Raw genomic sequence first — 23047 nt, 5'->3', positions numbered from 1 at the left:
GGATCACTGACGTGGACCACATCAGAGCCGTGCCCGACGGGACGCCCTCACCGGGCGTCCCGTCGGGGGCCTCCCCCTCAGAGACCAGTGCAGCGGAGCTCGCCGAGCTCCTGCAGCGCAGCAGCCGTGGGGACGAGCAGGCCTTCGCCAGGCTGTACGACGCCACGTCGTCGCGCGCCTACGGCCTGGCGCTCCGCGTCGTACGCAATCCCGCGCACGCGGAGGAGGTGGCCCAGGAGGCCTACCTCGACGCGTGGCGCAGCAGCAGCCGCTTCGATCCCGCCCGCGGGAGCGCGCTGGGCTGGCTGCTGACGATCGTGCACCGCAAGGCGGTCGACCGGGTCCGCTCGGCGGAGGCCGCGTCCCAGAGGGACGCGACCTACCACCGTGAGACCCAGCCGGTCGAGCACGACGAGACGGCCGAGAACGCCCACGCCTCGCTGGAGGCGCAGCGGGTGCGCGGCGCCGTCTCCACCCTGACCGACGTCCAGCGCGAAGCGGTCGAGCTCGCCTTCTTCGGCGGGTACACACACACAGAAGTGGCCACCTTGCTCGACGTTCCCGTCGGCACGGCCAAGACGCGCATCCGGGACGGACTCATCCGGCTGCGAGACGCGATGGGAGTTGGGTCATGAACGACATTCACCACTTGACCGGCGCCTACGCGCTGGACGCGGTCGACGACCTCGAGCGGGCCCGCTTCGAGCAGCACCTCGCCGAGTGCGAGGACTGCCGGGCCGAGGTCGCCTCGCTCCGCGAGGCCGCGGTCCTGCTCGCCGAGACGTCCGCCGTCGCCCCTCCCCCCTCGTTGCGCGACTCCGTCCTGTCCGGGATCTCCCAGGTCCGGCCGCTGCCGCCGGTCGTCGAGCGCACCCGGGTGGTGCACCGTCGCTGGTTTCCCCTCCTCGTCGCCGCTGCGGTGGTGGCGATCCTCGGGGTCGGTGCGGCGATCTGGCAGCCCTGGTCTCCCTCGGAGGACTCCTCGCTGACCGCCGCCGAGCGCGTCCTCACCGCCCCCGACGCCCAGTCGGTCGCGATCGACCTCGGTGAGGCCGGCCGCGCCACGGTGACCCGCTCGGAGTCCGTCGGCAAGGCCGTCATCACGACCGAGGACATGGCGCCCGCCCCGACGGGCAAGGTCTTCGAGCTGTGGCTGCAGGACGACCAGGGCGCGATGATCCCCGCCGGGCTGATGCCGCCGGGCGAGGACAACCAGGTCGTGCTGAAGGGTGACGCCGCTGCCGCCACGGCGGTCGGCATCACGGTCGAGCCCGAGGGCGGGTCGTCCGAGCCCACCAGCGACCCGATCGCCCTCTTCGACTTCTCGCAGGCCGCATGAGCTCCACCGCCCCGCGACGCATCGCCGTCGTCGGCTCCGGCGTGTCCGGGCTGACCGCCGCCTACGTCGCCTCCCGCACCGCGCACGTGACGCTCTTCGAGGCCGACGAGCGCCTCGGCGGCCACGCCGACACCCACGTCGTGCCGACCGCCGACGGTGAGCTGCGCATCGACACCGGCTTCATCGTCCACAACCGGCGCACGTACCCGACGCTGCTGCGGCTCTTCGCCGAGCTCGGCATCGCCACCCAGGCCTCGGAGATGTCGCTCTCGGTCTCCGACCAGGCCACCGGGGTGGAGTACGCCGGCGCGCTCGGCGCCTCGGGCCTGTTCCCGACCCGGGCCGCGCTGGCCTCGCCCACGCACTGGCGGATGCTCGCCGAGATCCCGCGCTTCCACCGCCGGGCCCGAGCCCTCCTGGCCGCATCTTCCCCGGATAGTTTGGGACGAAATGGTCGGATTCTGCCGGTCTCGCCCACCAATTCGTCCCAAACTAACCGCGCTGCGGGGGACGACCAGACGCTGCGGGCGTTCCTCGACGAGGGCGGCTTCAGCGCCCACTTCGTGCGGCACTTCATGGAGCCGCTGGTGGCCGCGGTGTGGTCGTGCGACCCGGAGATGTCCCTGGACTACCCGGCGCGCTACCTGTTCACCTTCCTCGACCACCACGGGATGCTCGGTATCTTCGGCTCGCCGCAGTGGCGGACCGTGACCGGCGGCTCGGCGACCTACGTCGCGGCCGTCGCCGAGCACCTGCCCGAGATCCGGCTGGGCACCAAGGTGACCTCGGTGCTGGAGACCGCGGACGGCGTCGAGGTGACCGACGGCAACGGCGAGACCACGTCGTACGACGCGGTGGTCGTCGCCACGCATCCCTCGCAGGCGCTCAGCATGCTCGAGTCGCCGACCCCGCTGCAGCGCGAGGTCCTGGGCGCGATGCCCTACTCGCCCAACACCGCCCTGCTGCACACCGACACCTCCCTGCTGCCGGAGGCGGTCCGGGCCCGCTCGTCGTGGAACTTCCAGCGACCGGTGGACGCCACCGGCGGGGTGACGGTCACCTACGACCTCACCCGGCTCCAGCGCCTCCCCACCGAGACGCACTACCTGGTGACGCTCGGCGGTGAGCACCTCGTCGACCCGGCCACCGTCATCGACCGGATGGAGTACGAGCACCCGCTCTACACCCCCGAGTCGGTCGCGGCGCAGGCCCGTCTGCCCGAGATCGACACCGACCGCGTCGTGTTCGCCGGGGCCTACCACGGCTGGGGGTTCCACGAGGACGGCGCGCGCTCCGGCCTGGCCGCGGCCACCCGGCTCGGCCTGCCCTGGGTGCGACCCGACGCGGCTGCGCCCGTGCGCCCCGGTCGCTTCGAGACGACCATCCGGCACACCCGCCGTACCCCCTTCACCCGCAGCTTCGAGCACCGCTCGACCTTCTGGCTCGTGGACCTCGACGACCTGCCCGACCACGGTCGGCTCGCCCGGTTCGAGGCGCGGGACCACCTCGGCGACCCCGGCAGGACGCTGCGCGCCAACGTCGAGTCGTTCCTCGCCGACAACGGCGTCTCGCTGGGGACCGGCCGTGACGGCCGGCCGGCGGGCCGGATCCTGATGGCCGCCCACCCGCGCACGCTGGGCCACTGCTTCAACCCGATCAGCGTGTTCTGGTGTTTCGACGACTCGGGCGCCCAGGCGGCGGTCGTGGTCGAGGTGCACAACACCTACGGCGACCGGCACGCCTACCTCGTCCACCCCGACGAGCAGGGCCGCGCGCGCACCGACAAGGCGATGTACGTCTCGCCCTTCCACGGCGTCGACGGCTGGTACGACATCGCCGTGCCGGTGCCCACCGACCGGCTGCACGTCGCGGTCACCCTGCGTGGCCACGACGACGCCGACGGCAAGGGCGCTGCGCCCTTCAGTGCCTCGCTGACCGGGACGCGCAGCGACGTGCCGGTCCGCCGGACGCTCGGCGCGGCCCTGCGGGGCAGCGTGCTGATCCGCCTCCACGGCACCTGGCTGTGGGCGCGCCGCCTCCCCGTCCGTCCCCGTCCCTCCCACCACCAGGAAGGTGTCCGATGACGCTCGACCACTCGCCCGCCCCCGGGACCTCCAGGCCCACCGACGCCGAGCAGGCCCGCGCCGTCGCCGACCGCCTCCCCGCGCTCGAGCCCCTGCGCAAGGGGCCCCGCACCGCCGTCTCGGCCGCGGTCGCGCGCAAGCTCTTCCGGGCAGCCGTCCGCCGCCTCGCGATCACCGTGGTCGAGGAGCCCAGCGGACTGACCTTCGGGCGGGGTGGTCCCGTCATGCGGGTGCACCGGCCCGACGAGTTCTACGCCCGGCTCGGGCGCGACGGGCTCATCGGCTTCGGTGAGTCCTACCTGACCGGCGCCTGGGACGCCGACGACGTGGCCGGCTTCCTCACCGTGCCCGCGGCCCGCATCGCCACCCTGGTCCCCGGCTCCCTGCAGAAGCTCCGCGCGCTGGTCACTCACCGCACCCCCAGCCACCAGGTGAGCACCGAGGACAACAGCCAGGCCAACATCTCGCACCACTACGACCTGTCCAACGACCTCTTCGCGCTCTTCCTCGACGAGACGCTCAGCTACTCCTCCGCGCTCTTCGACACCTCGCTGGTGGAGATCCGCGACACCGACGCCGACACCGACCACTTCCTGGTCGCGGCCCCGCCGGAGGGCGTCGACGTCGGCGACCCCCGCACCCACACGCCCGACTTCGCCGAGGCCCAGGGCCGCAAGATCGAGCGCCTCCTCGACGAGGCCGGCGTCACCGACGGCACCCGGGTCCTCGAGATCGGCACCGGCTGGGGCGAGCTCGCGATCCGGGCCGCCCGTCGGGGCGCGACGGTCCACTCGATCACCCTCTCGGTGGAGCAGCTCGAGCTGGCCGAGCGGCGGGTCGCGGAGGCCGGCCTCACCGACCGCGTCCGGATCGAGCTCCTCGACTACCGCGCCCTCGGGCAGGACGGCGCGACGTACGACGCCGTGCTCTCGGTCGAGATGATCGAGGCCGTCGGCCACGAGTTCTGGGGCACCTACTTCCGGACCATCGACCGGGTGCTCGCCCCCGGCGGGAAGGTCTCCATCCAGGCGATCACCATGCCGCACGACCGGATGCTGGCCACCCGTGGCACGCACACCTGGATCACCAAGTACATCTTCCCCGGCGGCTTCCTGCCCAGCACCGAGGTGATCGACCAGGTCACCCGCGAGGCGACGAGCCTGCGGCTGACCGGGCGGCTCTCCATGGGCAGCCATTACGCCGAGACGCTGCGGCGCTGGGACCAGACGTTCCTCGCCCGGCGCGAGGAGGTGCTCGGGCTCGGCTTCGACGAGCTCTTCCTGCGGATCTGGCACTTCTACCTGGCCTACTCGCGCGCCGGCTTCGCCAGCGGCTACATCGACGTCCAGCAGCTGACCTTCGGCCGGGAGGCCTGATGACCGCGACCACCACGCCCCCGCGGACGACCAGCGACGGCATCGCCCAGCGCCTCGCCGAGGCCGCCCGCCCCTTCCTCGCCGGCGACCTGCCGGTGCGCCTGCAGGTGTGGGACGGCTCGGTCGCCGGCCCGGAGGACGCGCCGCTGGTCGTGCTGCGCTCGCCCGACGCACTGCGGCGGCTCCTCTGGCACCCCGGGGAGCTCGGCGCGGCCCAGGCCTACGTGACCGGGGAGCTCGACGTCCCAGAGCAGGACGGCTGGGACCTCGACTCCGCCCTCACCCACGCGTTCGCGGTGGGCGCCGAGCGTGGCCTGTCCGGGCCCCGCCTCTCCCCGCGGGCGATGGTCGACGCGCTGCGCACCGCCGCCGGCCTCGGCGTGCTCGGCCGCCCGCCGGCGCCGCCCGCCTCCCAGGCGCGGATCAAGGGACGCCTGCACACGCTGGGCCGCGACCGGTCGGCGATCAGCCACCACTACGACCTCTCCAACGAGTTCTACTCCCTCGTCCTCGAGCCGCAGATGGCCTACAGCTGCGGCTACCACGTCACGCCCGGCACCACGCTCGAGGAGGCGCAGCGCGCCAAGCTCGACCTCGTGTGCACCAAGCTCGGCCTCGAGCCCGGCATGCGCCTGCTCGACGTCGGGTGCGGGTGGGGCTCGCTGTCCCTGCACGCCGCCGAGCACTTCGGTGCGCAGGTGGTCGGCGTGACGATCGCCGCGGCGCAGAAGGGGTTCATCGACGCCCGCATCGCCGAGCGCGGCCTCGGCGACCGCGTCGAGATCCGCCTCCAGGACTACCGCGAGGTGCCCGAGCGCGACCACTTCGACGCCGTCGGGTCGCTCGAGATGGGCGAGCACGTCGGCGAGGCCAACTACCCGACGTACGTCGAGGTGCTGCGGCGCGCGGTCCGGCCCGGCGGCCGGGTGCTCGTGCAGCAGATGTCGCGGCAGGGCCGCGGCGGCGGCAAGCACCCCGGCGGCGGGCCGTTCATCGAGTCCTTCATCGCCCCCGACATGCACATGCGCCCGGTCGGCGAGACCGTCGGGCTCATCGAGGCCGGAGGCCTGGAGGTGCGCGACGTGCACGCGATGCGCGAGCACTACGTCCTGACCGTCGCCGGGTGGCTCGAGCGCTTCGAGGCCAACGTCCCACGCCTGACCGAGCTCGTCGGCGAGGAGGTCGTCCGCGTGTGGCGCCTCTACCTCGTCGGGGGCGGCATGGCCTTCCGCGACGGCCGGATGGGCGTCGACCAGATCCTGGCCGTGCGCCCCGGCGCACCGCACACGCTGCCCGCCGTCCGCACGTGGTGACACCCGCATGATCACGCAGAGCCTCGTCGCCCTCCTCGTGGCCCTCGCGGTCATGGGCGTCACGGCGGCGGTCAGCCGGCGGGTCGACCGGGTCGCGGTCGTCGACGTCGCCTGGGGGTCGGTGTTCGTCGCCGTCGCGCTCGTGCTGGCGCTCGCCTGGCCCGACGCCCACTCCTGGCTGCTCGCCGTGCTGGTCACCCTGTGGGGCGGGCGGCTCGCGTGGCACATCGCGCGCCGCTCCAAGGGCCATGGCGAGGACCCACGCTACGAGGAGATGCTCGGCGGACCCGGCTGGCACGCCGGCGCGGGCAAGGTCCTGGTGCGAGTCTTCCTCACCCAGGCCGTCGTGGCGTGGCTGATCTCCTTCCCGCTGCACGTCGCTGCGGCGTACGACGTCCTCTGGTGGCCGGTGGTGTGGCTCGGCGTGGCCGTGTGGGCGGTCGGCGTGTTCTTCGAGGTCGTCGGCGACGCCCAGCTCGCGGCGTACCGCTCCCGCCCCCGCGACCAGCGCCCGCCCGTGCTGGACACGGGCCTGTGGGGATGGACGCGGCACCCCAACTACTTCGGGGACGCCTGCGTGTGGTGGGGCATCTGGGTCGCCGGCGCGCTCTCGCTCGGCTGGGTCCCGGGGCTCGCGACGGTGTTCGCGCCGGCCGCGATGACGTTCTTCATCCGCAACGTGACCGGCGCCCGGCTGCTGGAGAAGACCATGTCGAAGCGACCGGGATGGGACGAGTACGCCGCCCGGGTGCCGTTGTTCGTCCCGCGGCCGCCCGGTCTGGGGCGCGGCCGCTCCTGAGCGGCTCGGGCACGACGTTCCCGTGACGCGGGAACGGGTCATGGGGTAGAACCGACGCCGATGACCCACCACCCCGATCCGCTCGACGCCTACGTGGAGCGGATGCTCGCCGGCGACGAGGACGCCCTGCGGACGGTCTACCGGCAGGTGCACCCTCCGCTGCTGCGCTACCTCACGGTGCTGGTCGGTCCGGACGAGGCCGAGGACGTCGCCAGCGAGGCGTGGGCCCAGGCGTTCCGGGACCTCGACCGCTTCTCGGGAGGTGGCGACGGCTTCCGTGGGTGGCTCACCACGATCGGGCGCCACCGCGCGCTGGACCACCTGCGCCGCCGACAGCGGCAACCGCTGGCCGACGTCGAGCTGACCGAGGTGCTCGACCGGCCCGCCGACCTCGACGTCGCCGCGGACGTGGTGGACGCGCTGGGCACCGAGGCCGCGCTCGCGCTGGTGGCCGACCTGCCGGCCGACCAGGCCGAGGCGATCATGCTGCGCACCGTGCTCGGCTTCGACGCCCCCACTGCGGCGAAGATCCTCGGCAAGCGTCCCGGCGCCGTCCGCAGCGCCACGCACCGGGGCCTCAGGGCCCTGTCCCGACGGCTCGAGCACGACCGTACGAGAAATGTCGCGCGGACCCGTGACACTTCGTCCTCCTTCGACGCTGAGGGACTGAGATGAGCAACCACCACCTGTCACGCCGCGACGCCGACCGCATCCTCGATGCGCCGGCGGAGTCCGGCCGGCCCGTCGCCGAGGCCCTGGAGGCGCTGCGCGCCCCGGCCGCCGCCGACGAGCTGCGCCGCGAGGACGCCGTGGTGGCCGCGTTCCACGCCGCTCGTCTTGCTCCTGCCCCCCGCACGAGGAGAGAGATGTCCCCCACCACGCCCCGCACCGCTGCCGTCCGCGCCGTCGTCGCCACGGGTCTCGTCGTCGCCGTCACCTCCGGCGGCTTCGCGCTCGCCGCCACCGGCCACCTGCCGACCCTGCCGGACCAGGCGTCCGACACGGCCACCGAGTCCGTCGCCAAGAGCCGCACCACGCCCAGCGAGTCGGCCGGCGAGACCGCGACCGAGGTGCCCACCGCCTCCGAGAGCGCCACCGCCACGGAGACGGCCACCGCCACGGAGACGGCCACCGAGACCGAGTCCGCGGACGCCACCGAGACGACCGAGGACGCCTCGCCCACTGACGGGGCCGCGCCCAGCCCCAACCTCGAGGGCCTCTGCAAGGCCTTCCAGGCCAGCGACAAGTCGGCCCACGGCAAGGCCCTCGACAGCGCCGCCTTCACCGCGCTGGCGACCGCCGCCGGCAGCAAGGACGGCATCGCGACCTACTGCGTGACCCTGGTCGGCGAGCCCCAGGCGACCGGCAAGCCCACCTCGGTGCCGACGACCCGGCCCACGCAGGCCGCCACCGGCAAGCCGACCACCCGGCCGACCCAGGCCGCGACCGGCAAGCCCACCACCGCGCCGACCACCCGGCCCACCCAGGCCGCGACCGGCAAGCCCACCACCGCCCCGTCCCCCGCGGACAAGGGCAAGCCCACCGACGCCGGCAAGCCCACCGACGCCGGCAAGCCCGCCGGCAAGGGCAAGCCGGCGACCGCCGGCAACCGCTAGACCTTTCTCCTCCCCCCGAGCCGAGGCGGCCACCCCTTCCCCCGAGGGGTGGCCGTCTCGTGCTGTCCGGGCCAGACTCGAGGGCATGGACGCCGTCGAGGAGGCCTTCCTCGCCCACCCGCGAACGGGGTTCCTGCCCGTGGCCGTACGACGGCGCGCCGCCCACGACGGCCCGCTCGCCATCCCCGCCGGCCAGACCAACTCCCAGCCCCGCACCGTCGAGGCGATGCTCCGCCTCCTCGACGTCCGGCCCGGCCAGCGCGTGCTCGACGTCGGGGCCGGGTCGGGCTGGACCACCGCCCTGCTGGCCCACCTGGTCGGTCCGACCGGTGAGGTGGTCGGGGTCGAGCTCGAGCCGGAGCTCGTCACCTTCGGCAGCGCCAACCTCGGCGCCACCCGCCAGCCCTGGGCGCGGATCTCACAGTCGGCCCCGGGGATCCTCGGGGACCCGGACCACGCGCCGTACGACCGGATCCTGGTCTCGGCCGAACCCCGCGAGCTGCCCACCGAGCTCGTCGACCAGCTCGGACCCACCGGCCGGATGGTCATCCCGGTGGCCGGCCGGATGACACTGGTGGTGATGCCTGGACCCGTGGTCACCGAGCACGGGGCCTACCGGTTCGTGCCGCTGCGCTGAGCCGGGTACGACCTCTCCGGCACTGCCGCCGGGAACGGTTGCCCGCGTGCCAAGATGTGCCGATGGAGTCGGTCGGCAGCGCGTCACGTCCCGGCACGCTGACCTCGATCCCCGACCTCCCCCGTGACACGGCCTGGGCCCGGCTGTGGCAGCCGTTCTGGGCGGTGCCGACGGCCATCGTCGTCGCCGCCTTCGTGCTCGGACTCGTCCTCCCGGCGCTGGACTCCGCGCTCGCCGAGCACGTGCCGTTCGTCTTCGAGGGCGGTCCGGACGGCGCACGCAGCTTGCTGAGCACCATCGCGAGCGCCATGATCTCGGTGACGGGCCTCGTCTTCTCGATCACGATCGTCGTGCTGCAGCTGGCCAGCAGCCAGTTCACCCCGCGCATCCTGGGCACGTTCCTGCAGAGCCGGACGACGCAGGTCACCCTGGGTGTCTTCACCGCGTCGTTCGTGTACTCACTCACGGTGATGCGTTCCGTGCAGGGCGACTTCGAGGGCGGCGGAGCGTTCGTCCCGCAGCTGTCGGTCACGGTCGCCTTCGTGCTGGTGTCCGCCAGCGTGGCGATGTTCGTCGCGTTCATCCACCACATCACCCGGTCCATCCAGGTGGCACACGTCGTCGGAGACCTCGGCAACGACACGGTCCGGCTGGTCCGACGGCTCTTCCCCGAGGAGCCGACGGCCGACCACGACGCCGCGTGGGAGCCCCGGGCGGGCTGGGCGTTGCGGGAGGTCGACAGCGGAGACCGGACCGGCCACGTCACCTCGCTCGACCACCACCGTCTCGCCGCCGTGGCCTCGGAGCACGACGTGGTCATCGAGTCGCTCGTCTCCGTCGGCGACTACGCGGTGGAGGGTCAGCCACTGCTCAGGATCCACCGCAACGCCGGCACCGCCACGGACGCCGACCTCGATGCCGTGGCCGAGACGGCAGGGCCGCTGGTGCGCATCGACCGGGCCCGCACGCTGGAGCAGGACGCTGCCTTCGGGGTCCGCCAGCTCGTCGACATCGCCGAGCGGGCCCTCTCACCGGGGATCAACGACCCCACCACCGCCGTCCAGGTCCTCGACCAGCTGCACCGCGTGTCGCGTGAGCTGGTCACCCGGCACGACCTGCCGCGCGTGGTGGGCGACCGGACGGTCCTGCTGGTGCACCGTCCGCATCGCGTGGCCGACCTCCTGCTACTGGCCATGGAGGAGATCGCGCACTACGGCCGAGACTCGCTGCAGGTCCCGCGACGCCTCGAAGGGCTGCTCGACGACCTCGACCGGGTGGCCCATCCCGCCCATCACGCCGCCCTCCGCGAGGTGCGGGGACGGATCCTGCCCGGGTCGCACTGACGGGGTCGCACTGACCGGCGGGTCTCTCGGCACCGGGCGGGCACGCCCCGGGCAGCTCGCGGCCGCGGGGCTCGCTGGTCTTGCCGACAGTGTCTCGCCGCGATCACGAACGGCTCGCCCGGAGTCACGATTCGGCGGCATCTCGGACACGCCGGTGGCGATGCGTCCTCCCCGGTCCCCACGATGAGCCATGAGGGTCCGGGCGCCCGCCGTCGTTCCATCCGTCGTGTCATCCGTCGTGTCAGCCGTGGTGCTGCTCACCGGCTGCGGCGCGACCGGGGACCAGTCCTCCGCACCCTCTCCGCCCCCCGGCCTCGAGAGCGGGTGCCCGGACCCGGGCACCGCTCCCCCCTTCCCCGACGGCGACCTGCCGCGCGGCGCGACGCGCGTGCGGGCTTGTCCCGGCCCGACATCGGTCACGGGCGACGACGAGGCCGTCCTCGCCGCCACGGTCCAGCCGCCCCGCGACCTGCTCACGACCGACGTCGACCGGCTCGTGGGCGTCGTCAACGACCAGGAGGACGCCGGCAGCGACCTCTCGTGCACCGCGAACAGCGGACCGGAGGTCGTCTACTGGTTCGGCTACGCCCAGGACGAGTGGCGGGCGGTGCAGCACGGCTCCTACGGCTGCCACCTGCTGACCACGGGCGCCGACGACCAGCGACTCGGGGGCGAGGCGCTCGCGCGTGAGTTCGCCGCGGCCCTGCTGGACCAGCGGCGGGAGGCGGCGGCCCCCGCCACGACGGCACGGGCGATCTGCAGGGCCCCGAACCCCACCCCACGCACCGCCCTGGCCGCCGCCGACCTCGACGTCGTCTCGGCCCGCCGCTGCGTCATGACCCGACCGGGCACGGTGCGCTCGGCCGTGCTCACGCCCGACCTGCTGGCGCGCGTCAACGCCGACCTGTGGCCGGGGGTGGACGAGCGCAGCCGGCGGCTGTGCGCGTCGGGGAGCACCGAGTGGATCGAGGGCGTGACCGCGTGGGGCGACGTCGTCGCCTGGGCCGTCGACGCCTGCGGCGGGCTCCACCCGCTGCACGGGGCGTCGGTGCTCGACGGCGGCCGGCACTACCTCGCGCCCGACCTCGACGCCGCGCTCGCGGCGCTGCCGCTGGGGCCGTCGGTGCAGCAGTGGTGAACGTGGCACGGCTAGCGTCGGACCCGTGGAGCTGAGCCCGCGGGAGGACCTCAACCGGCGCATGCTGCGCGCCCGCGACGAGATGGACCGGCGCTACGCCGAGCCGCTCGACGTACCCACCCTCGCCGCGGTCGCGCACCTCTCGCCGTCGCAGTTCGGTCGGGTCTTCAAGGAGGTGTACGGCGAGACGCCGCACCGCTACCTGCAGCGTCGCCGGGTCGAGCGGGCGATGACCCTGCTGCGGCAGACCGACCGGCCGGTCACCGACATCGCCTGGGACGTGGGCTTCGCCAGCCTGGGGACCTTCAGCCGGACCTTCGCCACGGTGGTCGGCTGCTCACCGACGCAGTTCCGCGCCCGGCACGAGCCGGTGCACGTGCCGTCGTGCTTCATCGCCGCCTGGACGCGTCCGCGGGATGGCGCGAGGACAGTCGTTTCGGAGAAGCGGGCCGACCCCGACGCTGGCTAGCGTCCTGCCCATGACCACCAACCACATCACCTCAGTCCGCATCAAGAGCGTCCCGGTCCTCGACCAGGAGGAGGCGCTCGACTTCTACTGCAACCACCTCGGCTTCCAGGTGCACGACGACATCGACCTCGGCTTCATGCGCTGGCTCACCGTCGTCCTGCCCGGTGGCGGCGTCCAGCTGCTGCTCGAGCTCGTCGGTGGCCCACAGCACGACGAGGCCACCGCGGCCCAGGTGCGCGAGCTGGTCACCAAGGGCGCGCTCGGCGGCCTGTTCCTGACCAGCAGCGACGTCCACGCGACGTACGCCGCCCTCCGCGACGCCGGCGTGGAGATCACCCAGGAGCCGGTCGAGCAGCCCTACGGCACCGACTTCGGCATCCGCGACCCGTTCGGCAACCACATCCGGATCAGCCAGCCCAACGAGGCGCCCAACGAGGTCATCCAGCATCGGTACGACGCCGCGCGCGCCTGACGTCCCTGCCCCAGTGCCCCGCCGAGCGGTGCAGCGCCGAGGCGCGCGGGGACCGCGAGCGCGTCGGCAACCGACTACCCGGGCCTGGTCACCTGCCCGGCCAGGCGGGCCGGAGCCTGGAGGCAGTAGGAGTCGGTGAGCAGCTCGCCGAGCTCGTCCCAGTCGGTGTCGTCGTCGAGCAGCAGGCCGATGACGTTGCCACCCCAGCCGGAGCGGAAGTAGGGGTGTCCCATGTGCTCGAACGCCGCGACCTCGTCGGGCTCGCCGCGGAAGGTGATCCGGAAGAGCTGGTCCTCACCACCGAAGACGTGCGCGACCGTCGCCCCGCCGACCCGCCACCGGGTGCCCGTCCACGCCGCCTCCTGCCGGCACTGCGGCAACCGTCCGAGGACGGCGTCGATGCGCAGCACCCACTCCTCGGGCACGAGCGGTCGGTCGGCGAGGGCCACGGGCACAGGCTAGGGCGTGCCACCGACACGACGAAGGCAGTTCGCGCCGTCGACCCGTCCGGCCACGCTCGGCGCTGACGCCCATCCGCCGAACTGCCTTCGTCGTGCACGCCCCCGGGGCTAGGGTCCGGGCATGAGGTGGCTGGCGCTGACGCTGGTGGTCGTCGTGTCCGGTGGCGTCCTCGCCGTCCGCGCGTCGGACGGACCGGACCTCGGCTGCCCCGGCCCCCACTCGACCGCGTTCCGTGAAGCATCGTCCGGCCACAGGACCCCGCACGAGGCCCTGGGCGACCTGCTGCCGGACGCCGACCGGGTGACCGAGGAGCCGGACGACGCGAAGGGGTTCGAGACCGTGACGTTCCGCGCCTACGACCCGGCCGGCGAGCTGATGTCGCGAGTGGTCGTCGAGGACGGCGCCGCCGGCTGGACGGCAGCACGCGTCGACACCTGCGGCTGACCCCGGATCAGTAGGACTTCGGCAGCCCCAGCGAGTGCATGGCGACGAAGTTGAGGATCATCTCTCGGCTCACCGGCGCGATCCGGCCCGCGCGGGTGGCGACGAGGAGCCCGGCCATGCCGTACTCCTGGCTGATCCCATTGCCACCGTGGGTCTGCACGGCGCGGTCCGCGGCATCGCACGCGGCCTCGGCGGCGGCGTACTTGGCCATGTTGGCGGCCTCGCCCGCCGCCATGTCGTCGCCGGCGTCGTAGAGCGCGGCGGCCTTCTGCGTCATCAGCCGGGCCAGCTCGATCTCGATGTGCGACTGGGCCAGCGGGTGGGCGATGGCCTGGTGCGCCCCGATCGGGTCCTTGAAGACGGTGCGCTCCTTGGCGTACGCCGCCGCCTTGGCGAGGGCGAAGCGGGCCAGCCCGGTGGAGAAGGAGGCCGCCATGATCCGCTCGGGGTTGAGCCCGGCGAAGAGCTGGACGAGCCCGCCGTCCTCGTCGCCGACCAGCGCGTCGGCGGGCAGCCGGACATCGTCGATGAACACCTGGAACTGCTTCTCGGGGGAGACGATCTCCATCGGGATCGGCCGCGCCTCGAAGCCCTCGGCGTCGGTCGGCACCACGAACAGGCAGGGCTTGAGCTTGCCGGTGCGCGCGTCCTCGGTGCGGGCCACGACGAGCACGTGGTCGGCCTCGTCGATGCCGGAGATCCAGATCTTGCGCCCGGTCAGCACCCAGCCGTCCCCGTCGCGGCGGGCCGTGGTGGTGATGTTGTGGGAGTTGGTGCCGGCGTCGGGCTCGGTGATGGCGAAGGCCATCGTGCCGGTGCCGTCCGCGATGCCGGGCAGCCAGCGCTGCTTCTGCTCGTCGGTGCCGTAGCGGCTGATGATGGTGCCGCAGATCGCCGGGCTCACCACCATGAGCAGCAGCGGGCAGCCCTGCGCGGCGAGCTCCTCGCAGACCGCCGCGATGTCGCCGATGCCGCCGCCGCCCCCGCCGTACTCCTCAGGGATGTTGATGCCGAGGTAGCCGGCGCGGCCGATCTCGAGCCACAGCTCGGTGGTCTTCTCCCCGGCGCGGGCCTTCTCGGTGAACCAGTCGCGGCCGTACTTTCCGGCGAGCTTGGCCACCTGGCGGCGCAGCTCCTGCCGCTCGGGGCTCTCGGTGAAGACGGACTCGGTGGACGTGCTCATGCGGGCTCTCCTTCGGGGGTGGCGACGACGGCCAGCACGTCGCCCGCGGCGACCTGCTGCCCGGTGGTGACGTTGACGGTGACGGTGCCCGCGGCGGGCGCGATCACCGAGTGCTGCATCTTCATGGCCTCCAGGACCAGCACGACGTCCCCGGCCGCGACGTCGTGGCCGTCGTCGACGGCGACCTTGACGACCGTGCCCGGCATCGGGGCGAGCAGGCTGCCGCTCGCGACCGCGTCGGCGGGGTCGGTGAACCGCGGCACCTCGCGCAGGCACACGGACCCGGCCGGCCCGTCCACCCACACCTCGCGCGGTGCGCCCGGCCGGGCCGCCGAGACGTGGCCGCGGACCTGGGAGGTGACGCCGTCGATCTCGAGGCGCGCGTGGGTCGGCGACGTCTCGAGGACGGTGACGCCGTCGACGGCGACGCCGTCCCGGGTGCCCCACCACTCGACGGGCTCGTGCCCCTCGAACGCGGTCCGGTGCGGCTGGCTGACGACGTTGCGCCAGCCGGCCGGGATGCCCTGCTGGACCGTACGCCGCGACGCGTCGTCGGCGGCCAGCATCAGCGCCGCGGCCACCAGGGTCGCCCGATCGGGCTGCGCAGGCCCGCCCAGGTCGGCCGACTCGAGCCAGGTCGTGGTCATCTCGCCGGAGGCGAAGACCGGGTGCCGCAGGATCTCGACGAGCTGGTCGCGGTTGGTCGTGATGCCGTGGATCCGCGCGCGGCGCAGCGCCCCGACGAGCTGCCGCACGGCCGCCTCCCGGGTCGGCGCCCACGCGATCACCTTGGCGAGCATGGCGTCGTAGTGCGTCCCGACCTCGTCGCCGGAGGCGAACCCGGAGTCGACGCGGATCCCGCGCTCCCCGGTCGCCGGCCCGAAGGCCGCGTCGTGCTCGATGTCGAGCGCGAGGAGCCGCCCGCTCTGCGGGGTGTACGCCGCGTCCTCGGCGTAGAGCCGCACCTCGACCGCGTGCCGGGCCGGGACCCGACCCGCTGACGGGAGCAGCGCCACGTCCTCGACCAGCGTGCCCCCCTCGGCCACGTGGAGCTGGAGCTCGACCAGGTCGACGTCCCGGACCAGCTCGGTGACGGGGTGCTCCACCTGGAGCCGGGTGTTCATCTCCAGGAAGAAGAACCGCTCGGTGTCGGGGTCGTAGAGGAACTCGACCGTCCCCGCGCCGCGGTAGGCGATCGCCTCGGCGGCGCGCCGTGCGGCGGCGTGCAGGGCGTCGACGACGGCGTCGTCGAGACCGGGGGCGGGCGCCTCCTCGACGACCTTCTGGTGGCGGCGCTGGACCGAGCAGTCGCGCTCGCCGACGACGAGCACCCCGCCACGGCCGTCGCCCACCACCTGGACCTCGACGTGGCGGCTGCGCTCGACGTACGGCTCGACGAAGACGGTGCCGTCGCCGAAGGCGGAGACGGCCTCGGCGCGCGCGGCCGCGACCTCGGCGTCGAGGTCCCCGAGCCGGCGCACCACCCGCATGCCGCGGCCGCCGCCGCCGGCGGAGGCCTTCACCAGCAGCGGCAGGTCCGCCTCGGTCGGCTCGTCGGGAGCCTCCAGGGTGGGGACGCCGGCCTCGCGCATGAGCCGCTTGGCCTCGATCTTGGACCCCATGGCGTCGATCGACGCCGGCGACGGACCGACCCAGGTGAGCCCGGCGGCCTCGACGGCGCGGGCGAACGCGGCGTTCTCCGACAGGAAGCCGTAGCCCGGGTGGACCGCGTCCGCACCGGTGCGCCGCGCCGCCTCGACGATCAGCTCGGCGCGCAGGTAGGTGTCCGCGGGCGCGTCGCCCGGCAGGCGGACGGCGACGTCGGCCTCGGCGACGTACGGCAGTCCCGCGTCGGCGTCGGAGTGCACCGCGACGGTCTCGATGCCGAGGCGCCGGCAGGTGGCGATGACGCGGCGGGCGATCTCGCCGCGGTTGGCGACGAGCAGGCGGTCGATCTGGCTCATGTGCGGAACACCCCGAACCGCTCGGTGCCGACGACGGGTCTTGTGGCGATCACCGACAGGCAGATGCCCAGGACCGTGCGGGTGTCCCGCGGGTCGATGACCCCGTCGTCGTACAGCATCCCCGACAGCGCGTAGGGCAGGCTCTGCTCCTCGACCATCTGCTCGACCATCGCCCGCATGCCAGCGTCGCCCTCCTCGTCGTAGTCGCGTCCCTTGGCCTCGGCGGCGGCGCGGGCCACGATGCTCAGCACGCCGGCGAGCTGCGCCGGGCCCATGACCGCGCTCTTGGCGTTGGGCCACGTGAAGAGGAACCGCGGGTCGAAGGCGCGGCCGTTCATGCCGTAGTTGCCGGCGCCGTACGACGCCCCCATCAGGACGCTGATGTGCGGCACCGTGCTGTTGCTGACGGCGTTGATCATCTGGGCGCCGTGCTTGATGATCCCGCCCTGCTCGTAGTCCTTGCCGACCATGTAGCCGGTGGTGTTGTGCAGGAACAGCAGGGGCGTGTCGACCTGGTTGGCGAGCTGGATGAACTGCGTCGCCTTCTGCGCCTCCTCGGAGAACAGCACGCCCTGCGCGTTGGCCAGGATGCCGACCGGGTGGCCGTGGATGCGGGCCCAGCCGGTGACCAGCGAGGTGCCGTAGAGGGGCTTGAACTCGTCGAACACGGCTCCGTTGGTGGCGCTGCGCCCGTCGCAGATCCGCGTGATGACCTCGCGCGGGTCGAAGGGTTCCTTGAGGTCGGTGGGGACGAGGTCGAGGAGGCCCTCGGCGTCGGCCTCGGGCTCGGCGTAGTCGAGGTCGGACGCGGAATCACCGGGCGCCCGGTGATTCCGTGGGTACGCCGACACTGCAGCGTGCGCGAACCCACTGGAACCCGCGCCGACCTTGCGCCAGTTGAGCCGGGCCACGATCCGCCGGCCGATCCGGATGGCGTCGTGCTCGTCCTCGGCGAGGTAGTCGGCCAGCCCGCTGACGCGCGCGTGCATCTCGGCGCCGCCGAGGGACTCGTCGTCGGACTCCTCGCCGGTGGCCATCTTCACCAGCGGCGGGCCGCCGAGGAACACCTTGGCCTGCCCCTTCACGAAGACCGTGTAGTCGGACATGCCGGGCACGTAGGCCCCGCCGGCGGTCGAGTTGCCGAAGACCAGGGCGACGGTCGGCACCCGCGCCGCCGACGAGCGGGTGATGTCGCGGAAGAGCTTGCCGCCGGGGATGAAGATCTCCTTCTGCGTCGGCAGGTCGGCGCCGCCGGACTCGACGAGCGCGACCGTCGGCAGGCCGTTCTCCTCCGCGATCTGGGAGGCGCGGAAGATCTTCTTCACCGTCCACGGGTTGGAGGCCCCGCCCTTCACCGTGGGGTCGTTGGCGGTGATCATGCACTCGACGCCCTCGATGACGCCGATGCCCGTGACGACCGAGGCGCCGACGGTGAAGTCGGACCCCCAGCCGGCCAGCGGGGAGAGCTCGAGGAACGCGCTGCCGGGGTCGACGAGGAGCTCGATCCGCTCACGGGCCAGCAGCTTGCCCCGGGCGTGGTGGCGCTCGACGTACCGCTCCCCGCCGCCGGCGACGGCGACCGCGTGCTGGGCCTCGAGGTCCGCGATCTTCTCCAGCATCGCCTCGCGGTTCGTCGAGGCGGTGGTGCTCACGACTCGACCACCGCCTTCATCCGCTCCAGGGTGGTCCGCATCCCGCGCACGTTGGTGCGCGACCGCAGCGGGCCCAGGATCGTCCAGTAGAGCCGCGTGGGCAGCGACGGCTCCATCCGGAAGTACTCCGTCACGGCCGTCCCGCCGTCCTGCTCCTCGAGCCGGTATCCCCAGTTGTTGACCGTCACCGAGTCGGTGCCCACCGAGAACTCGAAGACCTCCTTGGGCACGCACTTCGTCACCCGGCACGGCGACCAGTACGTCGGGCCGACGCCGTTGCGCTTCACGTGCCCGGCGAAGTAGGCGCCCACCTCCGGGCCGGTGGATCCGCGCGTCCACTTCGCCTCGAAGGTCTCGGGGCTGAACTCCCCGATCCGCGTGACGTCGCTGACCAGGTCCCACACGACGGACGGCGGCGCGTCCATCCAGACGGTGACCTCGTCCCCGAGCGGGCGGAACAGCAGGCCCTTCATGACGCGTACCCGAGCAGTCGGGCGGCAAGGTCGGTGAGCACTTCGGTGGTTCCTCCTCCGATGGGCAGGATCCGGGCGTCGCGGTAGTGCCGCTCCACCTCGGACCCGTGCATGTATCCGGTGCCGCCGTGCAGCTGCACCGCTTCGTGACAGACGTACGTCGCACACTCGACCGCCGTCTGCTTGGCCAGGGCGGCCTCGGCGATGACGTCCTCGCCGGCGAGGTGCCGCTCGACGACGTGGTGGGTGTAGGTGCGGGCCACCTCGACCTGACGGTGCATCTCGACCAGCTTGTGCCGCACCACCTGGTTGGCGATGACCGGCTTGCCGAACGCCGTGCGCTCCCGGCAGTACGCCGCCGCCAGCGCGAGCGAGCGGGCCGCGATGCCGTAGGCGTGCACGGCCAGCCCGATCCGCTCGACGACGAACTGCTCGGCGATCTGGTAGAAGCCCGAGTCGAGCTCGCCGACCACGTTGCGCAGCGGGACGCGGACGTCGACGTACGACAGCTCCGCGGTGTCGCTGCAGTGCCACCCCATCTTGCGCAGGGCCCGGTCGACGGTGAAGCCGGGCGTGCCCTTCTCGACGACGACCAGGGAGATCCCGGCGTGGCCGGGCCCGCCGGTGCGGACGGCGGTCGTCACGAAGTCGGCGCGCACCCCGCTGGTGATGAAGGTCTTGGACCCGTTGACGACGAGCTCGTCGCCGTCGACGACGCCCCGGGTCCGCAGGCCGGCGACGTCGGACCCGCCGCCCGGCTCGGTGACGGCGAGCGAGCCGATGAGCTCGCCGGCGAGGGTCGGGCGGACGAACCGGTCGACCAGGTAGGGGTCGCGCGTCGCCGAGATGTGCGGCAGCGCGATCCCGGCCGTGAAGAGCGCAGCCATCAGGCCGCTGGACGCGCCGGCGGCGAACATCGCCTCCTGCATCGCCACGCTGTCCGCCAGGTCCCCGCCGGAGCCGCCGACCTCCTCGGGGAACGCGACGCCGAGCAGGCCGAGCTCCCCGGCCCTGGCGTGCAGCTCGCGAGGGACCGAACCGGCGTCCTCCCAGTCCTGGAGGTGCGGCACCACCTCGCGCCGCACCAGCTCGGTCGCCGTCGCGCGCAGCGCGTCCCTCACGTCACTCACAGCAGACCGTCCTCGATCGACACGTACCGCGAGCGCACCCACTCGCCGAGCCCCTTGGCCTGCGGGTCGAACCGCGTCGACGCGGCCACCCCGTCGCCGAGCAGCCCGCGGATCACGACGTTGACGCCGCCCAGGTCGGGCAGCAGGTAGACGTCGACGTCGAGGTCGGCCGCCTCCGGCACCAGCTCGCGGATCCGCCGCGGCGTGATGAGCTTGTTGAGCCACTGGACCCGCGCGTCGCGGAGCGGGGAGCCGTCGTGGGCCACCCACAGCCCGAGGTTGGCGTCGCCGCCCTTGTCGCCGGACCGGGCGTGCACGAAGGTGCCCAGCGGCATCCGCCGGGTGAGCACGTCGGACCGGGCGGGGTACGGCGAGGGGCGGGTACCGAGGTCCGGCGGGTGCTCGTCCCCCACGGGCGGGTCGGCCACGGTCTCGCGGGAGCCGTCGGCGTGCACGACCGTCTGGGTCACCTGCACGCGGTCGACGTACTGCGCGCGGTAGACGCCGTACGGCGTGGCGGGCGCCGGCGGTGCGGTGAGCGTGAAGCCGGGGTACGACGCGAGGGCGAGCTCGACGGCCGCGGCGGTGAACGGCCGGCCGACCGGCTCGGCCTCGGGGTCCTTGACGGTGCAGCGCAGCAGGACCGAGGCGCTCTCCTCGGTGTCCGCGTCGTGAGGTGGCTCCGTGACCGACGACCACGCGACCTCGCGGGGCGGCCGGGAGGCCAGGGCGGCGGTCAGCTGGTCGCGCACCCAGGCGGCCTTGGCCTCGACGTCGAGGCCGGTCAGCACCAGCTCGACGGAGTTGCGCCAGCCGCCGAGCTCGTTGACGCACACCTTGAGACGGGCGGGCGGGGCCTCGCCGCGGACGCCGCTGATCGCCACCCGGTCGGGGCCCTCCTGGTGCAGCCGGACGGAGTCGAGGTGGGTGGTGACGTCGGGGCCGAGGTAGCGCGTGGACTGGATCTCGTAGACCAGCTGGGCGGTGACCGTGTCCACGGTGACGGCCCCGCCGGTGCCGTCGTGCTTGGTGATCACGCTCGACCCGTCGGCGGCGATCTCGGCGAGCGGGAAGCCGAGCGGCCGGTCGCGGCCGGGGAGGGTGAGGAAGCCGCTGAAGTTGCCGCCGGTGGCCTGGGTGCCGCACTCGAGGACGTGCCCGGCGACGACCGCCCCGGCGAGCTCGTCGTGCTGGTCCGGGGTCCAGCCGTGGTGCGCCACCGCGGGCCCGACGACCAGCGAGGCGTCGGTGACCCGCCCGGTGACCACCACGTCGGCGCCACCCCGGAGGGCGGCGGCGATCCCGAGGCCGCCGAGGTAGGCGTTGGCGGTGAGGGCGCCCTCCCACAGCCCGAGCGGCCGCAGGTCGTCGCCCTCCACGTGCGCGACCGCCGGGTCGAGGCCGAGGCCGCGGGCCACCTCGCGGAGCCGGTCGGCCAGCCCGGCGGGGTTGAGGCCGCCGGCGTTGGCCACGATCCGCACGCCGCGCTCGAGCGCGAGGCCGAGGCAGTCCTCGGCCTGGCGGACGAAGGTCCGCGCGTAGCCCAGCGACGGGTCCTTCATCGTGTCCTTGCCCAGGATGAGCATGGTCAGCTCGGCGAGGTAGTCGCCGGTGAGGACGTCGAGCGGGCCGCCCTCGAGCATCTCGCGCATCGCCGTCAGCCGGTCGCCGTAGAAGCCGGAGCAGTTGCCGATCCGGAGCGGGTCGGTCACCGCGCCGCCCTCCCGTCACCGGGCGGACCCGCGAAGGCCTGCGCGATGTCGAGCCACCGGTCCGCGTCCGGCCCGGTGGCGACGAGGTCGGTGTCCGCGCGGTGCACGCGCTGGGTCACGAGCCGGCAGAAGTCGACGGCCGACCCGGTCACCGCCTGGCCGGCGTCCTCGGGGCCCCACGACCACACGTCGCCGTCGGGCGCGACCAGGTCGATGCGGAACGGCTCGGCGGGCGCGTCCAGCCCGTGGGTGGCGAAGGCGAAGTCCCGCGTGCGTACGCCGAGGTGCGCGACGTGCCGGATCCGCGAGGACTCCTCCAGCTCGACGCCCAGCGCCTCGCGGACGTCGAGGCCGTGCGCCCAGGTCTCCATGAACCGGGCGGTCGCCATCGAGGTCGGCGACATCGGTGGCCCGAACCACGGCAGCCGCTCCCCGGCCGGCACCTCGGTGAGCGCGGTGGCGAGCTCCCTGCGGCCCCGCCGCCAGCGGCCCAGGAGGTCGGGGTCACGCGCGACCTCGGCGGCACTGGCGTCGACGAACCCGTCCGGGTCGCCGATCGCCGCGATCACGACGTCGTCCCACGCGGCCTTGCCGTCCGGCGTACCGGCTCGCGCGGCCAGCGTCGCGACCTCGTCGGTCCACGCCAGGTGCGCGACCTGGGTGGCGACGTCCCACCCGGCGGCCGGGGTGGGCGTCCGCCAGCGCTGCTCGTCCAGGCCGGCGACCAGGGCGTCGAGCCGGTCCCCCTCGGCGGCGAGGTCGGCGAGGACGGTGTGCAGCACGGCGGTCATGCGGCTCTCCTTGGATCGAGCTCCCGGTCGAGCACGTCGGCCCACTGGTCGAGGATCCGGCGACGCCGGCGGGCGTCGTCGGTGATGGTGCTGGCGAGCCCGAGCCCGCGCACGAGGTCGAGGGTCGCCTGCACGAGCTCGCGCACGCCGGGTCGCGACTCGTCGGCGCCGAGCGCCTCGACGGTCAGGCGGTGGGTCTCGCGACCGACGCGCTGCTCGAGCGGCCCCACCGCGGCGAACAGCGCCTCGTCGGTGCGGGCGGCGACCCACAGCTCGAGGGCGGCGGCGAAGACCGGCGAGCTGAAGTGGTCGCCCAGCATGCCGAGGACGGCACGGGTACGCCGCCGGCCGCGCGGCAGCGCCTCGACGGCGGCCTGCAGCTCCGCGCCCCGGATCTCGGTGAGGTGCTCGACGGCGGCGACGACGAGGTCGTTCTTGGTCGGGAAGTGGTGCAGCTGGGCCCCACGGCTCACCCCGGCCCGCTCGGAGACCAGCGTCGTCGACGTGCCGGCGAACCCGCGCTCGACCAGGCACTCCACGGTCGCCTCCAGCAGGCGCAGCCGCATCGCCCGGGTGCGCTCCTGCTGGGGCACCCGGGCGACCGGCGCGGACGGAGGGGTCACGCGACCCATCGTGGCGGGACAACAACA

Annotated in this window: 23 protein-coding genes; 14 read left to right on the top strand and 9 right to left on the bottom strand. The window is 73.6% G+C overall.

What is annotated here, in order from left to right; translation table 11 throughout:
• The first annotated feature begins 11 nt into the window (after positions 1-11).
• The 13 genes from sigK to DAI17_RS15185 all read left to right on the top strand — a co-directional run bounded on the left by sigK (position 12) and on the right by DAI17_RS15185 (position 12586).
• The gene (sigK, locus tag DAI17_RS15245) at positions 12-635 is read left to right on the top strand and encodes an ECF RNA polymerase sigma factor SigK (RefSeq protein WP_107774054.1); all 624 of its coding nucleotides are present in this window, start codon (positions 12-14) and stop codon (positions 633-635) included.
• Positions 632-1339: an anti-sigma factor gene (locus DAI17_RS15240; protein ID WP_107774053.1), complete on the top strand. Its 708-nt coding sequence runs from the start codon at positions 632-634 to the stop codon at positions 1337-1339. Before sigK ends, DAI17_RS15240 begins: the two co-directional genes overlap by 4 nt.
• Positions 1336-3423 carry an FAD-dependent oxidoreductase gene (locus DAI17_RS15235; RefSeq protein ID WP_107774052.1) on the top strand — a complete coding sequence of 696 codons (2088 nt, stop codon included), beginning with the start codon at positions 1336-1338 and terminating at the stop codon, positions 3421-3423. Before DAI17_RS15240 ends, DAI17_RS15235 begins: the two co-directional genes overlap by 4 nt.
• On the top strand, positions 3420-4799 hold the full coding sequence (locus tag DAI17_RS15230; RefSeq protein WP_107774051.1) for a class I SAM-dependent methyltransferase: 1380 nt from the start codon (positions 3420-3422) through the stop codon (positions 4797-4799). Before DAI17_RS15235 ends, DAI17_RS15230 begins: the two co-directional genes overlap by 4 nt.
• A complete protein-coding gene (locus DAI17_RS15225; protein WP_107774050.1) occupies positions 4799-6112 on the top strand; it encodes an SAM-dependent methyltransferase in 1314 nt (437 codons plus the stop codon). Before DAI17_RS15230 ends, DAI17_RS15225 begins: the two co-directional genes overlap by 1 nt.
• Before the next feature lie 7 nt (positions 6113-6119).
• Positions 6120-6911, top strand: coding sequence for a DUF1295 domain-containing protein (locus DAI17_RS15220; RefSeq protein ID WP_107774049.1), 792 nt, complete (start codon positions 6120-6122; stop codon positions 6909-6911).
• Between the two features lie 60 nt (positions 6912-6971).
• Positions 6972-7586 (top strand): RNA polymerase sigma factor, encoded by a 615-nt coding sequence (locus DAI17_RS15215; protein WP_107774048.1) that lies wholly within the window; start codon positions 6972-6974, stop codon positions 7584-7586.
• Complete coding sequence (locus tag DAI17_RS21050; protein WP_159081583.1) at positions 7583-8527, top strand: hypothetical protein; 945 nt, start codon at positions 7583-7585, stop codon at positions 8525-8527. The genes DAI17_RS15215 and DAI17_RS21050 overlap by 4 nt, the downstream gene beginning before the upstream one ends.
• Before the next feature lie 85 nt (positions 8528-8612).
• On the top strand, positions 8613-9164 hold the full coding sequence (locus tag DAI17_RS15205) for a protein-L-isoaspartate O-methyltransferase family protein (protein WP_107774047.1): 552 nt from the start codon (positions 8613-8615) through the stop codon (positions 9162-9164).
• Between the two features lie 62 nt (positions 9165-9226).
• Positions 9227-10507: a DUF2254 domain-containing protein gene (locus DAI17_RS15200; protein WP_107774046.1), complete on the top strand. Its 1281-nt coding sequence runs from the start codon at positions 9227-9229 to the stop codon at positions 10505-10507.
• Positions 10508-10733: 226 nt separating this feature from the next.
• Positions 10734-11645: a hypothetical protein gene (locus tag DAI17_RS15195; RefSeq protein WP_159081582.1), complete on the top strand. Its 912-nt coding sequence runs from the start codon at positions 10734-10736 to the stop codon at positions 11643-11645.
• A gap of 25 nt (positions 11646-11670) precedes the next feature.
• The gene (locus tag DAI17_RS15190) at positions 11671-12114 is read left to right on the top strand and encodes a helix-turn-helix domain-containing protein (RefSeq protein ID WP_234412518.1); all 444 of its coding nucleotides are present in this window, start codon (positions 11671-11673) and stop codon (positions 12112-12114) included.
• A 10-nt stretch (positions 12115-12124) separates the two neighbouring features.
• Positions 12125-12586 (top strand): VOC family protein, encoded by a 462-nt coding sequence (locus DAI17_RS15185; protein ID WP_107774044.1) that lies wholly within the window; start codon positions 12125-12127, stop codon positions 12584-12586.
• Between the two features lie 74 nt (positions 12587-12660).
• Here the strand turns inward: DAI17_RS15185 and DAI17_RS15180 are convergent, their stop codons facing one another.
• Entirely contained in the window at positions 12661-13035 is a 375-nt protein-coding gene (locus DAI17_RS15180) for an MmcQ/YjbR family DNA-binding protein (protein ID WP_234412517.1), read from the bottom strand.
• A gap of 133 nt (positions 13036-13168) precedes the next feature.
• Here DAI17_RS15180 and DAI17_RS15175 point away from each other — a divergent pair, with 133 nt between their 5' ends.
• Positions 13169-13492, top strand: a complete 324-nt coding sequence (locus tag DAI17_RS15175; RefSeq protein ID WP_107774043.1) for a hypothetical protein — start codon at positions 13169-13171, stop codon at positions 13490-13492.
• Positions 13493-13499: 7 nt separating this feature from the next.
• On the opposite strand, the gene DAI17_RS15170 is transcribed toward DAI17_RS15175, so the two are convergent.
• The 8 genes from DAI17_RS15170 to DAI17_RS15135 are packed head-to-tail and all read right to left on the bottom strand — an operon-like array spanning position 13500 to position 23029.
• A complete protein-coding gene (locus DAI17_RS15170; protein ID WP_107774042.1) occupies positions 13500-14675 on the bottom strand; it encodes an acyl-CoA dehydrogenase family protein in 1176 nt (391 codons plus the stop codon).
• Positions 14672-16639, bottom strand: coding sequence for an ATP-binding protein (locus tag DAI17_RS15165; RefSeq protein ID WP_107774041.1), 1968 nt, complete (start codon positions 16637-16639; stop codon positions 14672-14674). The genes DAI17_RS15170 and DAI17_RS15165 overlap by 4 nt, the downstream gene beginning before the upstream one ends.
• Positions 16636-18258, bottom strand: coding sequence for an acyl-CoA carboxylase subunit beta (locus DAI17_RS15160; protein WP_107774141.1), 1623 nt, complete (start codon positions 18256-18258; stop codon positions 16636-16638). The genes DAI17_RS15165 and DAI17_RS15160 overlap by 4 nt, the downstream gene beginning before the upstream one ends.
• A gap of 29 nt (positions 18259-18287) precedes the next feature.
• Positions 18288-18764, bottom strand: a complete 477-nt coding sequence (locus tag DAI17_RS15155; RefSeq protein WP_107774040.1) for an SRPBCC family protein — start codon at positions 18762-18764, stop codon at positions 18288-18290.
• A complete protein-coding gene (locus tag DAI17_RS15150; protein ID WP_107774039.1) occupies positions 18761-19894 on the bottom strand; it encodes an acyl-CoA dehydrogenase family protein in 1134 nt (377 codons plus the stop codon). Before DAI17_RS15150 ends, DAI17_RS15155 begins: the two co-directional genes overlap by 4 nt.
• Positions 19891-21606, bottom strand: coding sequence for an acyclic terpene utilization AtuA family protein (locus tag DAI17_RS15145; RefSeq protein WP_199905148.1), 1716 nt, complete (start codon positions 21604-21606; stop codon positions 19891-19893). Before DAI17_RS15145 ends, DAI17_RS15150 begins: the two co-directional genes overlap by 4 nt.
• Positions 21603-22397: a TIGR03084 family metal-binding protein gene (locus DAI17_RS15140; RefSeq protein WP_107774038.1), complete on the bottom strand. Its 795-nt coding sequence runs from the start codon at positions 22395-22397 to the stop codon at positions 21603-21605. The genes DAI17_RS15145 and DAI17_RS15140 overlap by 4 nt, the downstream gene beginning before the upstream one ends.
• Entirely contained in the window at positions 22394-23029 is a 636-nt protein-coding gene (locus tag DAI17_RS15135; RefSeq protein ID WP_107774037.1) for a TetR/AcrR family transcriptional regulator, read from the bottom strand. The genes DAI17_RS15140 and DAI17_RS15135 overlap by 4 nt, the downstream gene beginning before the upstream one ends.
• Between the last annotated feature and the right edge of the window lie 18 nt (positions 23030-23047).

It is taken from the genome of Nocardioides sediminis, assembly GCF_003047295.1.
Classification (GTDB): Bacteria; Actinomycetota; Actinomycetes; order Propionibacteriales; family Nocardioidaceae; genus Nocardioides; species Nocardioides sediminis.
This window is presented reverse-complemented; position numbering and strand designations above follow the sequence as displayed.

What these genes read in the sequence shown, in the direction of transcription:
- DAI17_RS15240 (WP_107774053.1), top strand. Translation starts at nt 632, where the DNA reads ATGAACGACATTCACCACTTGACCGGCGCCTACGCGCTGGACGCGGTC.
- DAI17_RS15235 (WP_107774052.1), top strand. Translation starts at nt 1,336, where the DNA reads ATGAGCTCCACCGCCCCGCGACGCATCGCCGTCGTCGGCTCCGGCGTG.
- DAI17_RS15230 (WP_107774051.1), top strand. Translation starts at nt 3,420, where the DNA reads ATGACGCTCGACCACTCGCCCGCCCCCGGGACCTCCAGGCCCACCGAC.
- DAI17_RS15225 (WP_107774050.1), top strand. Translation starts at nt 4,799, where the DNA reads ATGACCGCGACCACCACGCCCCCGCGGACGACCAGCGACGGCATCGCC.
- DAI17_RS15220 (WP_107774049.1), top strand. Translation starts at nt 6,120, where the DNA reads ATGATCACGCAGAGCCTCGTCGCCCTCCTCGTGGCCCTCGCGGTCATG.
- DAI17_RS15215 (WP_107774048.1), top strand. Translation starts at nt 6,972, where the DNA reads ATGACCCACCACCCCGATCCGCTCGACGCCTACGTGGAGCGGATGCTC.
- DAI17_RS21050 (WP_159081583.1), top strand. Translation starts at nt 7,583, where the DNA reads ATGAGCAACCACCACCTGTCACGCCGCGACGCCGACCGCATCCTCGAT.
- DAI17_RS15205 (WP_107774047.1), top strand. Translation starts at nt 8,613, where the DNA reads ATGGACGCCGTCGAGGAGGCCTTCCTCGCCCACCCGCGAACGGGGTTC.
- DAI17_RS15200 (WP_107774046.1), top strand. Translation starts at nt 9,227, where the DNA reads ATGGAGTCGGTCGGCAGCGCGTCACGTCCCGGCACGCTGACCTCGATC.
- DAI17_RS15185 (WP_107774044.1), top strand. Translation starts at nt 12,125, where the DNA reads ATGACCACCAACCACATCACCTCAGTCCGCATCAAGAGCGTCCCGGTC.
- DAI17_RS15175 (WP_107774043.1), top strand. Translation starts at nt 13,169, where the DNA reads ATGAGGTGGCTGGCGCTGACGCTGGTGGTCGTCGTGTCCGGTGGCGTC.
- DAI17_RS15170 (WP_107774042.1), bottom strand. Translation starts at nt 14,675, where the DNA reads ATGAGCACGTCCACCGAGTCCGTCTTCACCGAGAGCCCCGAGCGGCAG.
- DAI17_RS15165 (WP_107774041.1), bottom strand. Translation starts at nt 16,639, where the DNA reads ATGAGCCAGATCGACCGCCTGCTCGTCGCCAACCGCGGCGAGATCGCC.
- DAI17_RS15160 (WP_107774141.1), bottom strand. Translation starts at nt 18,258, where the DNA reads ATGCTGGAGAAGATCGCGGACCTCGAGGCCCAGCACGCGGTCGCCGTC.
- DAI17_RS15155 (WP_107774040.1), bottom strand. Translation starts at nt 18,764, where the DNA reads ATGAAGGGCCTGCTGTTCCGCCCGCTCGGGGACGAGGTCACCGTCTGG.
- DAI17_RS15140 (WP_107774038.1), bottom strand. Translation starts at nt 22,397, where the DNA reads ATGACCGCCGTGCTGCACACCGTCCTCGCCGACCTCGCCGCCGAGGGG.
- DAI17_RS15135 (WP_107774037.1), bottom strand. Translation starts at nt 23,029, where the DNA reads ATGGGTCGCGTGACCCCTCCGTCCGCGCCGGTCGCCCGGGTGCCCCAG.